Source organism: Psychrobacter sp., from assembly GCF_035469765.1.
In the GTDB taxonomy this organism is placed as follows: domain Bacteria; phylum Pseudomonadota; class Gammaproteobacteria; order Pseudomonadales; family Moraxellaceae; genus Psychrobacter.
Genome location: NZ_DATIRM010000157.1, coordinates 1 through 13,850 on the forward strand (window position 1 = coordinate 1; position 13,850 = coordinate 13,850).

General features: G+C 42.9%; 13 protein-coding genes and 1 pseudogene. 4 read left to right on the forward strand and 10 right to left on the reverse strand.

The features are described from left to right. From VLN09_RS04460 to VLN09_RS04500, 9 genes and pseudogenes are all read right to left on the reverse strand, one after another. Nucleotides 1–315, reverse strand: a pseudogene (locus VLN09_RS04460) (PhoX family phosphatase); the annotation flags it as partial. Between the two features lie 273 nt (nucleotides 316–588). Continuing rightward, nucleotides 589–1,305: a fumarylacetoacetate hydrolase family protein gene (locus tag VLN09_RS04465; RefSeq protein ID WP_325244084.1), complete on the reverse strand. Its 717-nt coding sequence runs from the start codon at nucleotides 1,303–1,305 to the stop codon at nucleotides 589–591. A gap of 95 nt (nucleotides 1,306–1,400) precedes the next feature. Beyond that, the gene (locus VLN09_RS04470) at nucleotides 1,401–2,126 is read right to left on the reverse strand and encodes an ABC transporter permease (RefSeq protein WP_325244086.1); all 726 of its coding nucleotides are present in this window, start codon (nucleotides 2,124–2,126) and stop codon (nucleotides 1,401–1,403) included. A 12-nt stretch (nucleotides 2,127–2,138) separates the two neighbouring features. Beyond that, nucleotides 2,139–2,873: an ABC transporter permease gene (locus VLN09_RS04475; RefSeq protein ID WP_325244088.1), complete on the reverse strand. Its 735-nt coding sequence runs from the start codon at nucleotides 2,871–2,873 to the stop codon at nucleotides 2,139–2,141. Between the two features lie 436 nt (nucleotides 2,874–3,309). After that, a complete protein-coding gene (locus VLN09_RS04480; RefSeq protein ID WP_414709084.1) occupies nucleotides 3,310–4,152 on the reverse strand; it encodes an ABC transporter substrate-binding protein in 843 nt (280 codons plus the stop codon). Nucleotides 4,153–4,351: 199 nt separating this feature from the next. Next, on the reverse strand, nucleotides 4,352–5,290 hold the full coding sequence (locus tag VLN09_RS04485; protein WP_325244092.1) for a transporter substrate-binding domain-containing protein: 939 nt from the start codon (nucleotides 5,288–5,290) through the stop codon (nucleotides 4,352–4,354). Nucleotides 5,291–5,374: 84 nt separating this feature from the next. Beyond that, nucleotides 5,375–6,175 carry a transporter substrate-binding domain-containing protein gene (locus VLN09_RS04490; RefSeq protein ID WP_325244094.1) on the reverse strand — a complete coding sequence of 267 codons (801 nt, stop codon included), beginning with the start codon at nucleotides 6,173–6,175 and terminating at the stop codon, nucleotides 5,375–5,377. Nucleotides 6,176–6,519: 344 nt separating this feature from the next. Then, complete coding sequence (locus VLN09_RS04495) at nucleotides 6,520–7,317, reverse strand: ABC transporter ATP-binding protein (RefSeq protein WP_325244096.1); 798 nt, start codon at nucleotides 7,315–7,317, stop codon at nucleotides 6,520–6,522. A gap of 154 nt (nucleotides 7,318–7,471) precedes the next feature. Further along, nucleotides 7,472–7,798, reverse strand: a complete 327-nt coding sequence (locus VLN09_RS04500) for a hypothetical protein (RefSeq protein ID WP_325244098.1) — start codon at nucleotides 7,796–7,798, stop codon at nucleotides 7,472–7,474. A gap of 354 nt (nucleotides 7,799–8,152) precedes the next feature. Here VLN09_RS04500 and VLN09_RS04505 point away from each other — a divergent pair, with 354 nt between their 5' ends. The 4 genes from VLN09_RS04505 (at nucleotide 8,153) to gltS (ending at nucleotide 12,113) form a co-directional block, all read left to right on the forward strand. Further along, nucleotides 8,153–9,454 carry a glutamate-5-semialdehyde dehydrogenase gene (locus VLN09_RS04505; protein WP_325244100.1) on the forward strand — a complete coding sequence of 434 codons (1,302 nt, stop codon included), beginning with the start codon at nucleotides 8,153–8,155 and terminating at the stop codon, nucleotides 9,452–9,454. Nucleotides 9,455–9,616: 162 nt separating this feature from the next. Beyond that, a complete protein-coding gene (locus tag VLN09_RS04510; RefSeq protein ID WP_325244102.1) occupies nucleotides 9,617–10,387 on the forward strand; it encodes a ribonuclease domain-containing protein in 771 nt (256 codons plus the stop codon). Between the two features lies 1 nt (nucleotide 10,388). Then, the gene (locus tag VLN09_RS04515; RefSeq protein WP_325244104.1) at nucleotides 10,389–10,760 is read left to right on the forward strand and encodes a barstar family protein; all 372 of its coding nucleotides are present in this window, start codon (nucleotides 10,389–10,391) and stop codon (nucleotides 10,758–10,760) included. 78 nt (nucleotides 10,761–10,838) lie between these two features. Beyond that, nucleotides 10,839–12,113, forward strand: a complete 1,275-nt coding sequence (gene gltS / locus VLN09_RS04520) for a sodium/glutamate symporter (protein ID WP_325244106.1) — start codon at nucleotides 10,839–10,841, stop codon at nucleotides 12,111–12,113. 102 nt (nucleotides 12,114–12,215) lie between these two features. Here the strand turns inward: gltS and glyA are convergent, their stop codons facing one another. Next, the gene (glyA, locus tag VLN09_RS04525) at nucleotides 12,216–13,472 is read right to left on the reverse strand and encodes a serine hydroxymethyltransferase (protein WP_325244108.1); all 1,257 of its coding nucleotides are present in this window, start codon (nucleotides 13,470–13,472) and stop codon (nucleotides 12,216–12,218) included. Between the last annotated feature and the right edge of the window lie 378 nt (nucleotides 13,473–13,850).

Below are 13,850 nucleotides of genomic sequence, written 5' to 3' on the forward strand. Positions count from 1 at the left end.
TGCCACACTCATCGTTTCGGCAGTGGAATGCGCCACTGCTGTAAAATTCAAAGTTTCAGGGCGTTTGAGATCGCCCTGTGCAGGGATAGCGGCAGCATTACTATTCTTTATGATAGAACTGCTGTCATCATCACTATAGCCAACCAAAGGTAGCGCCCCAAAAAAAGCTGCTGCCGTCAATCCTGTGCCACCTTTTAGGATACTACGACGGTTCAAACGACGACTAATAATGGTTTGAAAATCGATATTGTTAGTCGGGTTGGAATCTTCAACGACTTCGTGGGCAAGTTGTTGTTTATTATTCAATAATGTCATTGTCAGTCACCTTGCTGTTAGGCTTGATTGGCATAAAAGAGTTAATCGCGGTCTTGTAGTTGCAACCATCAAGATACGAATTACGCCTAATTCTACTGAGCATTTATGACAGTACGTTGAAATCCAAATGCCAATTTGAGGGCAATGTGATAATGACCGAATTGAAAATTGCTATGACCGCTGATAAAACAAAAAATCCCAAGCGTTAACTTGGGATTTGTTATTAAAGTCGATGCATTTGAAAATTAATGCCATACTGCTGCTACAGAACATCTATCGAACTTGTACCTGCCACTCATGAGCATCAAGCTTGAATGTTAACGCATCGCCTGCTTGCAATATACCAACGCCACTCGGCGTACCAGTCATAATCACATCGCCTGCTTGTAAACTAAAGGCATGGCTAATCTCTGCCAGTAATTCATACACTGGAAATAGCATCAAGGCAGTATTGCCATCTTGCTTCAACTCATTATTGATATAAAACTGATATTCGGTATGACTAAAATCGCCAAACGTTTGCGGATCAATCCAATCAGCAAGTACGCAAGCGCCATCAAAGCACTTAGCCCGCTCCCATGGATGACCTTTTTCTTTTAGCTTGCTTTGTAGATCACGTAGGGTCAAATCAAGTCCTAAGGTCACGCCGCCAATCGCTTGCTTGGCTTGTTCAACCGTTGCTACCGATAAGTCGGCTGCCAGCTGAATACACAACTCTGCTTCGTAATGAGTGTCACCATATAGCGCTGGATTTGGACGGACAATATCATTATGCACGCTGACCACTGACGATGCGGGCTTCATAAATAAGATAGGCGATTTTGGTATCTCATTACCAAGCTCACGCGCGTGTTCCGCATAGTTACGGCCAACGCAAACGACCTTGCCAATCGATGCACGTACGCTATTGTTAACAGTGGTGATGCTCGCGTCATCATTGACACTGACAGCAATCGCATCGACTAAGGATATAGATAGTGATTGGCTCATACTAGGCGCTCACATCAAATGGTTAATATTGTAAAAAGAGAAACATACTGCACTATTACATAACGTTTATGATAAGTCGTGTTCATGACAACTCATTAGCCAACTGTATTCGTGCTTACATCTGGCGGCACATAACTTACGTGACGATTCATGCGCTTTTCGAACAGTCTAAAGCTAAATAAAATCACCCACGACAATAACAGATAAACAATACCTGCAGCGAAGAATAGCTCCATCAAAGTATAAGTCCGCGCACTAATGGTACGAGCGACACCCGTGATATCCATTAAAGCAATCGTTGACGCCAGCGCACTGCCTTTTAGCATAAAGATAACTTCATTACTGTACGCCGGAATCACAATACCAAAAGCACGCGGTAATGTAATACGGGTCAGCTTTTGCCATTTTGACATCCCAATCGCATCGGCTGCTTCAAGCTCACCCACCGGAATATTTTGGATCGCACCGCGAATAATCTCTGCCAAATATGCACTAGTATTTAAGGTAAAGGCAATAATTGCACACCAGTAAGCTTGGCTAAGGACTGGTTCCCATAAGAACGAATTACGTACCGCTTCAAACTGCCCAAGACCATAATAAATCAGGAATATCTGTACCAGTAGCGGTGTGCCACGAAAAAAGAAGATATACAGAAAAGGGAGTATCTGTACAACCCAATTTTTGGACAGCCGTAACAGCGCCAAAACCAAACCAAAAAACAGCCCGATAATACCTGAGAACAAAACCAGCTGTACGGTTAAGACCGCGCCACCGAGTAAGTCTGGGATATGATCAAAAATCACCTGCCAATTCCAATCCATAGTATCTCTCCTCTACCCTATGGTCGATTGACGGCGGGTTGTTTGACGGCTGAGCTTTTTGGCATAACGCGCTGCCGGATTGGCACGCCATTCAAGCCACATCATAAAGCCCGTAATCAACATGGTCAGACCCAAATAGATAATCGCCGCTGCCATATAAAAGGTAAACGGCTGCTGTGTTGACTGCGCCGCACGCGAGGACTGATACATGATGTCTTTAAGACCCACGACCGAAACCAATGCCGTATCTTTAAGCAATACCAAAAATAGATTGCCCAGACCTGGCAGCGCAATTTGCCACACTTGCGGTAAGGTAATACGATAAAAGGTCTGAAAAGGACGCATGCCAATCGCTTGCGCAGCTTCTTTTTGCCCTACCGGAATCTCTTGAATCGACATGCGGAAAATTTCAGTCGCATAAGCACCAAAAGCGATAGACAGTGCCATGACGCCGCCCCAAAAAGCGCTAATCTCGACATAGTCGTTATAGCCGAACTTTTTTAGGATGCTCATTAGCAGTATAGAGCCGCCATAATAGATAAATAGTACCAATAGCAGCTCAGGAATACCGCGCATGGTAGCGGTATACACAGTCGCAATTTTGCGCAGCAGCCAGATATTAGACAGCTTCGCTGTGGCACCGAGCAAGCCTAAGAACATACCGATGACCAAGCTGGTCATGGCAAGCTGTATGGTGACGGTAGCGCCGCTTAATAAAAGCGCGCCAAATCCTTGTAAATCAAACACGATTATCCACTCAGTCTCTTTATATTAGCAAATTGCAAAATATGAGTTAAAAGAATCAGCATCAATAGCTGAGCACGGCTGACAAACGTATTTTAAACCCAATACACATCGGGCACTGGCATCATAGATTGATGCTAGATTCATACGATTATTGCCGCGATAATTGACACAGTAGAAATGAGCGCTGATTTTATCATATTCATTCGCCACGATGTTAATACTGACGTGTAAAAGCGCTGCCTAAATAGATATCTATATCTTTAAACAGTCGAAAATTCAGTCAAAGGAGAGTAAATCTGTTGGTTGATAACGCCTAAAACAATAGCATGACCATAAATACATAGCACAAAAAAAGGACATTACCTGTATGGCAATGCCCTCATGCGTATTAACACAATATTAATGCAGTCGTGAATACAGCAATACTATTCAGCCTTTATTGTGCAGTGCTATCCACAGCTGGCGCTTCTGTTAGCGTTGCACTTGCTGGCACAGCAAAGTACTTTTGATGGATCTTATCGTAAGTGCCATTGGCTTTGATATTGCTTAATGATGTATTAATTTTTGCTTGTAGGGCTTCATCATTTGGACGGACGGCAATCGCAAAGTTATCATTGATATCAATCTCAGCACCTTTTAACACATAATCGCTACCAGATGTCGAGCTGAGCCATTCAATCGCAGGCAGTTTGTCCGAGATCATGGCATCAACGCGACCGGCACCTAAATCCAAAAACGCATTACTTAATGTATCATATAGCTTCATATCCGCTTTTGGATAAGTGCTCTCTAACCACTGCGAAGAGATGGTTGAGCGCTGAGCGGCGATAGAATGCGCATTTATATCAGTGACCTTGGCTGGATCAAAGGTACTATCTTTTTTGGCTAAAAACACCAAAACATTGCTAAAATACGGATCCGTAAAAGCCACTTGTTGGGAGCGCTCAGGGGTAACTGACATCGCCGCAACGATAGCATCATACTTACCTGCTTTTAGACCGGGGATAATACCATCCCAATCTTGCGCCATAATCTCACAAGTCACTTGCATATCTGCACAAATAGCATTGGCAATTTCGATATCAAAGCCGCCAAGCGTTCCATCAGCATTAGTATAGTTAAAAGGCGCATAAGCACCCTCAGTACCAATACGCAGCACATTATTACCTGCCGCTTTTGTCTCAGCTGTCTCAGTACTATTATTAGCATCTGAGCTGACAGTATCATTTGCTTTATTTTGACCGTTACTACAGCCTGCCAAAGCTAGGAGCGCTGCCATTGCTAGCATTGGCCTTGAAAAGCGCTTAGCGGTTACTGATATAGTGTCAGACTGGCTGGTCATTGAAGCGACAACTGGGACAAAATGCATGCTCATAATCATCCTTAATTTACTGGGTAATAAAATTCTGCTGGGCGTTGGCGATTATCAGTATTAATGACAACCAATAATGCTCAACACCCATGCGTTAACACTGGTATTAGTTTGTTGCCGCTTCTGCTTGCTCTTCTGTAGCAATCACCGCATCAGCATCGACATTGCCTTTATCCACGACTACCACTTCTTTGATATCGTTCGTTGCCACTGCTTTTTGAGCAGCAGCGGTTGAGCTAGTACCGAAATAGCTGCCAGTGATTTGGTCATAAGTACCGTTTTCTTTTAGCTCAGCCAAAGCTTTATTGAACTTAGCGACCAATGGATCACCTTTACGGAAAGCAATACCCATGGCGTCTTCACTGGTGCTGATTTCCTGACCTTTGACTTCGTAGTCTTTACCCGCTTCAGTTTTTAGCCAATCGATACCGGTGACTTTATCAGACATCATTGCACGTACACGACCTGAGGTCAGGTCTAGATAAGCATTGTCTTGGGTATCATAAAGCTTGATATCAGCATCGGCATGTTTTTCTTGCAGATACTGCGAGGCAACGGTTGAACGCTGTGAGGCAATCGGCTGACCTTTTAAAGCTTCAACACTAACATCATCGCCCTTTTTACCGATTAAAATGATACCAGTATGGAAGTAAGGGTCGCTAAATTCGACCACTTCTTTGCGCTCAGGGGTGATTGACATACCAGCGATGGCAGCGTCAAACTTTTGCGCATTCAAGCCTGGAATCAAGCCATCCCAATCCTGAGAGATCACTTCGCATTTGGCTTTCATTTGTGCACATAGCGCGTCGACCAATTCAATCTCATAGCCGATTAACTTGCCATCAGCATCAGTATAGCTAAAAGGTTTATAGCTTGATTCTGTCGCAATTTTGATGTTTAAAGGCGCATCAGTTGCAGCATCTGTTTCGGTGTTTTCTGTCGGTGCAGAGCTGTTGTTACAGCCAGTTAGCATCAGCATGGCGGCGCTTAATGGCGCTAACCACAAGGCTTTTTTGGTCATTAATGAGGTCATTGCAACTATCATAGTGGGTATTCCTTAATATATTTACCAGCCGTATATATCCGCCGTTTAAGACGGACATTATCAATCAATACTATTGATTACAGCTTATTGACCAAAGTTTTGCTGTTCAAGACGGGCAAGCTCACCATTGCTACGGATTTCACTCAGCGCTTTATTAAAGTCATCTTTAATTGAATCGCCTTTACGCACAGCAATGGCAATATTGTCATCATTATCAATCTCATCACCCACGATACCAAAGCCTTCTGAGTTTTCCACTAACCATGATTTTGCCGATACTTTTTCAGCTAAAACCGCATCACTACGACCAGATTTTAGATCTAAATAAGCATTATCATAATTGTCATAGAGCTTGACAGTATTGCCGTTTTTGCCTTCATAATTATCTTGAAGATAAGCACCCGGTGTCGTTGAACGTTGACCACCAAGCGTTAGGTCTTTGATGGCTTTAGGGTCAAAGCCGCTTTTGGTATCGGTCAGCCAAACCATCGTATTGGCAAAATATGGCTCACTGAAATCAACTTTTTCTTGGCGTTCGGCTGTGATAGACATGCCAGCGATAACCGCATCGTATTTTTGCGCCAATAAACCCGGAATAATACCATCCCAGTCTTGAGCGACGATTTCACACTTGGCTTGCATCTGCTCACATAGAGCATTGGCGACGTCGATATCAAAACCCGCCAAACTGCCATCGGCATTGGTATAATTAAAAGGAGGGTATGCGCCCTCAGTAGCGATACGAATGGTCTTGCCAGCGGTTTCTGCTGCCGGTGCATCGGCATTGGTATCAGCAGCGTCATTAGCAGGTTGGCTACAAGCACCTAACATGAGCGCAGCGGTAACGGTCATCGATGACCACAATAGGCGAGAATTCGACATCATACGTTCCTTAAATTCTGATGGGTGTTTACTATGATTTTTGATATAGCATTCTGATATATTTTCTCTGACGTCCCTGCCAGACAAGTTATTCAGATTCAAATATTGGAGATTTAGGCTGTTAGATACCTATATAAGCAAGCGCATTTAGCACCCGCCCATAGCTCTTTTGATAATACCTGAGTAAAATATCAAAAACAAACGTTTTGCATACCGACTGTGATTATTGAGTAATAATTCAAGCGCTAGACTTACTGACGGGCAATATTATTATATCAAATGTCTATCAATATTCTTTTTATAAAAATCATAGTCGTAGATAGTCAAACGTATTTTAGACCGTTATATTAATTTTGACGGTGTGATGCCATAAAGTCTCTGACTCGCTCAGACTTAGGATTATCAAAGACTTGCTCAGGCGTACCAATCTCCTCAATAACGCCTTGGTGTAAAAACACCACCTTACTAGAAACCTCACGAGCAAAACGCATTTCATGAGTCACAATCAGCATCGTGCTTCCCTCTGCTGCCAGCTCTCGCATGACGGCAAGCACTTCATTGACCAGCTCAGGGTCTAATGCAGAAGTCGGCTCATCAAACAATAACACTTGTGGCTTCATCGCAAGCGCGCGCGCAATAGCGACACGTTGGCACTGACCACCAGATAGATTCGCCGGATAAGCGTCTTTTTTATCAAGCAAACCTACTTTATCGAGCAACTTTTCAGCATCGCTAATAGCTTGGTCTTTTTTTATTTTTAAGACTTGTATTGGCCCTTCGATAATATTGTCAATAATCGTTTTATGTGGCCATAGATTGAAATTCTGGAAGACAAAACCCACGCGTGCGCGTAAGTGTTCTAGCTGCTTGATATCAGCCGCTTGCAATTCACCTGACTTAGCCGGCTTTAGCATCAGCTCATCTTTACCGATGATGATGCGACCTTGATTGGGCTTTTCAAGCAAATTGATACAGCGAAGCAGGGTCGACTTCCCTGAGCCGGACGAGCCTAAAATAGAGATAACATCGCCATCATAGGCAGTCAAAGATACGCCTTTCAGTACGGCCAATGAGCCAAAACTTTTATGGATATCTTGTAAATCTAAAGCGATAGGTCGAGTCGGATTATTTGCAGTATCAAGCATGGTTTAGCAGACTTCCAATAAATATGAATGAAAACATGAAGTAAAAAGGCGTTTGACGATAAATAGTCTTTATAAAATGGGGCCCATAACATACAGTCAGTTATGGGCCTTATTTTATCACCTTAATAGCATGAGCGCTGTTTTATCTGCCACCTTAGTAGCTTGAGACATGCTCTTCGCTTTCAGTACCGTCCATCACCTCTGCGTCGTCAGCAGTTGCTACGGCGACATCATCTGTGCTACTGACAGCCATATCATTACCAGCAGTAGCTACCGCAACATCGTCAGCGCTGCCAGCAGTAGCCACACTCGTTGCTTCATCTTCTACCCCAGTCTGCGCATCGACTGCTGGCGCCGTCTCTACTGGTGGCTCGTCTTTTTTACCACAAGCACTTAGCGTCAATGCCGCTGCAACCAGTCCAACGCCCAACCAGTTTTTGTAAGCGCCAGATTTTTGAATTTGTTGTTGATCAATGGTCATGTTTATTCTCCAATATTTTTTTACTATAATTAATTTCTATTACGAATAACTATCATGCAGCCGAGTCACTTTAAAAATCACACGTTAAAACTGAAATGAATCTTTTGCTGCTTAGCGCTCACTATACGGACGATTCATAGCGACTACCTTAGTAATTGCAGTCTATTTCTGTTAAAAATACGTAACCATAAATCCAACGCTCAATCATGACTATTATATAAAGACAAGCGACCTCTATTCACAAAATCGGCTTTACTATCGACCTAATCTCCTCTATGTTAAATAGCAGAGTGCCATTAGAGCGCTAAAGAACACTGATTGTTCTCTATTTATAACTATTAAGGAAGGATATTTATGAGTCAAACCAATACCACAGACGTTACCGCTTATATGCAAAACGTTGGTAAAGAAGCTCGCGCAGCATCCAGAGCACTGGCTGCTGCCAATACGGGCGATAAAAACGCTGCACTTATGGCGATTCACGATGTATTGAAGAATGCTAAGCAAGACATCTTAGCTGCCAATAAAGTCGACATGAATAATGGTCAAAAAAATGACTTAGATGCCGCGCTGCTTGATCGCTTGGAGTTAAATGACGCTCGCTTTGATGGCATGTTACAAGGTTTAAAAGACGTTGCGGCATTGCCTGACCCTATTGGCGAAGTCACAGACATGAGATATCGTCCATCGGGTATTCATCTAGGCAAAATGCGCGTGCCACTTGGTGTGGTCGGTATGATTTATGAGTCGCGTCCTAACGTTACCCTTGAAGCCGCTTCTTTGGCACTAAAATCAGGTAACGCCATTATCCTACGTGGCGGTTCTGAAGCATTTGAGTCCAATCAAGCGATTGCCAAATGTATTTTAGAAGGACTAAAAAACGTTGGTATGTCTGAGTATAGTGTCCAAGTGCTAGAGACCACTGACCGTGCTGCCGTTGGTGAGCTTATCACTATGACAGAGTATGTTGATGTTATCGTACCACGTGGCGGTAAAGGGTTGATTGCGCGTATCAGCCGCGATGCGCGCGTGCCTGTAATTAAGCACTTAGACGGTAACTGTCATACCTTTATTGACAGTGATGCCGATCCTGAGATTGCCATTAACGTGAGTGTCAATGCCAAAACCCATCGCTATGGGACTTGTAATACCATGGAAACCTTATTGGTCGATGAAGCCATCGCTGATGAGCTGTTACCAAAAATTGCCGAAGCCATCGTTGAAGCCGATAATGCGATGCAGTTGCGTCTTGATGATAAAGCGCAGGCTATTTTGAACGATAATACTACCCTTAAAGGTCATCTCTCAGCTGCCACCGCTGAAGATTGGGATACCGAATATCTCGCCCCTATCCTTGCGATTAAAATCTTATCAGGCTTAGACGAAGCAATTGAGCATATCAACACTCATGGCAGTCATCATACCGATGTCATCATTACGGATAACTATACCAAGTCGCAACGCTTTATCCGCGAGGTTGACTCGGCAAGCGTGATGATCAATGCCTCTAGCCGTTTTGCTGATGGTTTTGAATACGGTCTTGGTGCCGAAATTGGTATTTCAACGGATAAAATCCATGCACGTGGACCAGTCGGACTTGAAGGTTTGACTTCACAAAAGTGGATTGTTTATGGTCATGGCGAAACGCGTGCCTAATTTATTACGTCTTCACTACAATCTATAATGTCGTCTGCAGTATAATTGTTACAGAACGTCAGCTTAATTGCTGGCGTTTTTTTATTATTAATAAATATGTTATATATGACATATAGCCATTATTTTATGTGATAAAAACCTATCGATAGAACGAGGATGCCCATGCAAAGTGGCAAAATTAAGCACTGGAATTCCGATAAAGGCTATGGCTTTATCGACGTCGACAATCAAAGTGAAGATGTATTTTTTCACATAAAATCCGTGCGAATGGCGCAGCCTATCAGCGAAGGGCAACGCGTTTATTTTAATAGTAAACGCAATGACAAAAACCAGTTGCGCGCCACCGAAGTAACCTCTCATGAATTAAGTATTGTAGAAACATCATCATCTAATTCAGTGGCAAATTCAGCTCATCGCAGCTCAGATAATGCTAATCAGAAAAACAATCGAAACGCTTATCAGAGAAACAATCAGCATAAAAATAATCGTAGCAGCCAAAATAAAAAAAGCAGCTTCTCCACCCTATTCAGTTTGATTGCCATTATCGCTGTTGCGGTTTACTTCTTTGCTGATTTGAAATCCAGTTTTTTTGCAGGTAGCGCGCCATCTACTACCTTATCGCAAAACCATATTGAACCTGCAAACACTTCAAATGCAGCAGCTATCACTGGTGATGCGCAGATAGATCAAACACTTGCGCTTATTCAGCAAGGTGGTCCGTTTCCTTATCCCAATAAAGACGGCAGTACGTTTTATAATCGCGAAGGCAAGTTAGCCGCGCAGTCGCAAGGCTACTATCGCGAATATACTGTACCCACACCTGCCGTTTCGCATCGCGGCGCACGGCGTATTGTTACTGGCGGTCACCCACCGACCATTTATTATTTGACCCTTGATCATTACGACAGCTTTCAAAAATTGGAGGTTAAATAACATGACTCAAGCTATTTATTATGTGAATCAAAGCAGCATTGGGCGAAACCTTGTTAAAGGTAAAAGCAGCAAAACGTCTGCTACTATTCCTGAACAAGCTATCACCATACATATGGAAGAGCGATTAGATAAAGAAACACTTTTAAGCAGTTTGGCAAAAGCGTGCAATTTTCCAAGTTGGTTTGGTCATAACTGGGATGCAGCGTGGGACTGCTTAACAGACAGTGATATCGAGCATTTAGCACTTGATTTAACAGCGGTTAAAAATATTAACACTGAAGACTTTAATGTCTTCAAAAGTATTATAGAAGATGCTTTTAAAGAATTTGGTAAACCACAACTGTGGATTATCGTGGCGTCCGATGGCCAGTAAGAGAAGAATCTGAATTCGAGATAAAAACAGATGTATCCTGAATTCAGGTTAATTTATATTTATAGAAAGGATTAACATATGGAAATCACCCTGAACGGCTATTACACCCTGATATTAGCCACATTAGTACTTTTGCTTGGACGCTTCTTAGTCAAAAGAATTAAGTTTTTAGAAGATTTCAATATTCCAGAACCTGTCGCAGGCGGTTTGGTAGCAGCGATTGTCGTCTATGTTCTTAATATTGTTTGGGGCTATAGCTTTAATTTCCATCAAGGACTGCAAACAGCGACCATGCTGATGTTCTTTGCCTCTATCGGGCTTAGCGCTGATTTTGGTCGGTTAAAAGCAGGTGGCTCACCATTACTGATTTTTACTGTTATCGTGTCGGTGTTTATCATTTTGCAAGACATCCTTGGTGTAGCGATGGCAAGCGCACTTGGGCTTGATCCTTTGCTTGGCTTGGTGACCGGTTCAATCGCCTTGACTGGTGGACATGGTACTGCTGGTGCTTGGGGCATTACTTTGGAGGAGCAGTATGGTGTCGTTGGCGCGACGACGCTGGGTATCGCAGTTGCCACTTATGGTCTAGTGGCAGGCGGTATTATCGGTGGTCCTGTTGCCCGTCGCTTGATTAAAAAGCTTGGTCTCAAGCCTACTGCAATCAATCCAAACCCAAGTGATGTTGAAAAACTGGCAAGTGAGCAGTCGCTCTATAGCACCAAGCACAGCGAAGAGGAAGTTCACAGCAATAAGGAGATGTTTGAAAAACCGGATAATATCCGTCTGATTACGGCATCGTCTACCATTGAATCATTAGCACTATTTGCAGCAGCACTGGCGTTTGCTGATCTTATGACCTTGGTGGCACAGGATACGTGGTTTGAGTTGCCTACCTTCGTATGGGCATTAGCAGGTGGTGTGATTCTGCGCAATACCTTAACTATGGTATTTAATTTTGATATGTTTGACCGTGCGATTGACGTCATCGGTAACGCTTCTTTGAGTCTTTTCTTAGCGATGGCATTATTGTCATTAAAGCTGTGGCAATTGACAGATTTGGCAGGTCCTGTATTGATCATCTTATTGTCACAAACTGTTCTAATGATTGGCTATGCTTACTTTGTGACCTTTAAACTCATGGGTAAAGACTATGATGCGGCTGTCTTGTCAGCAGGACACTGTGGTTTTGGTATGGGTGCAACTCCTACAGCGATTGCCAATATGCAAGCAGTCACCGATCGTTACTTGCCATCACATAAGGCGTTTTTGATTGTGCCTATGGTTGGGGCATTCTTCGTTGATATCGTTAACGCAACAGTCTTGCAGATATTCACCAAGTTGCCATTTATGTGATTTGATAAATTAAAACGTTGATTTATATACTCGCAAAAAAACCGCCTAGCAAAAGCTAAGCGGTTTTTTTATATCTAACTTTTAAAACCAATTAATCAGAAATTACTGATTTTTAGCGTAGACAGGAAGCTCTTTGCAGATCGCTTCTACTTTGCCACGGACTTCAGCAGTTGTTGCTTCATCGCCACGGCTGTCTAGTACGTCACAAATCCAACCTGCCAAATCACTTGCTTGCGCTTCGTTGAAGCCGCGAGTCGTAATCGCTGGTGTACCGATACGGATACCAGAAGTCACGAATGGAGATTTTGGATCGTTTGGTACGGCGTTTTTATTCACAGTAATATGCGCATCACCTAGCCATTTATCCGCTTCTTTACCGGTCATTTCTTGCTTCACTAGGCTGATCAGCATCAGATGGTTTTCAGTACCACCAGAGATGATTTCATAACCGCGATCTTGGATCACTTTTGCCATGGCTTGAGCGTTCTTAACGACTTGCTGCTGATAAGTTTTGAAGTTATCTTCTAACGCTTCTTTAAAGCAAATCGCTTTGGCCGCGATAACGTGCATCAACGGACCGCCTTGGTTGCCTGGGAAGACCGCAGAGTTTAGCTTTTTAGCAAGCTTCTCATCACGAGCAAGAATCATACCTGAACGTGGACCACGTAGGGTTTTGTGCGTCGTCGTAGTCACTACATCAGCAAACGGTACTGGGCTTGGGTAAACGCCACCAGCGATAAGACCAGCAACGTGTGCCATATCTACGAGCAAATAAGCGCCAACTTCGTCAGCGATTTCGCGGAAACGTGCCCAATCAACTACTTGTGAGTATGCTGAGAAACCAGCGATGATCATTTTTGGCTTATGCTCTTTTGCCAAACTCTCAACTTGGTCATAATCGATAAGACCAGTGCCTTCGACCAAACCATACTGTACTGCGTTATAGTTCAGACCTGAGAAGTTGATGTGCGCGCCATGAGTCAAGTGACCGCCAGCATCTAAGCTCATGCCAAGTACGGTATCATTGGCTTCAAGCAATGCTAAAAAGACAGCAGAGTTTGCTTGGCTACCAGAGTGTGGCTGTACATTCACATATTCTGCACCAAACAATTCTTTTGCACGGTCAATCGCCAATTGCTCAACAACGTCAACGTGTTCACAACCACCATAATAACGCTTGCCAGGATAGCCTTCAGCGTATTTGTTGGTCAAATCAGTACCCTGCGCTTCCATAACAGCTTGTGAGCAATAGTTTTCTGAAGCAATCAGCTCAATATGGTTTTCTTGACGAACGCTTTCAGCGGCCATGGCTTTAGCAAGTACTGGATCAAAGTCTTCGATAGAGATATCTTTAAACATAATAAGGTCCTAAGTGGTGACAGTCGTGAGTAATGACGGTCATTGAAAGAAGCGAGTAGTAAAAGAAGTTTGAAATAGGCAAGCAAAAGGTATGCGTTTGTTATTAGCTTGTCAGATTTAACAATAAATTCGATACGTGTTTGCATCGATATCCTTGCTAATGTTTAAGTGTAACATGAAATTTTATATTGCGAGCGCAAAAAAATATCGCCTTATATTGAGTAGACGACAGGGCAAAATTCTCTACATTTAAATCTATTTTTTTCAGTAACTTATAAATATACCATTTAGATAGAAATAGTATATTTATTTAATAAAAACCTCTATGAATAAGATAATAAAAAATAGTTGGCTAATTATTTAACTACCTTGATTTGC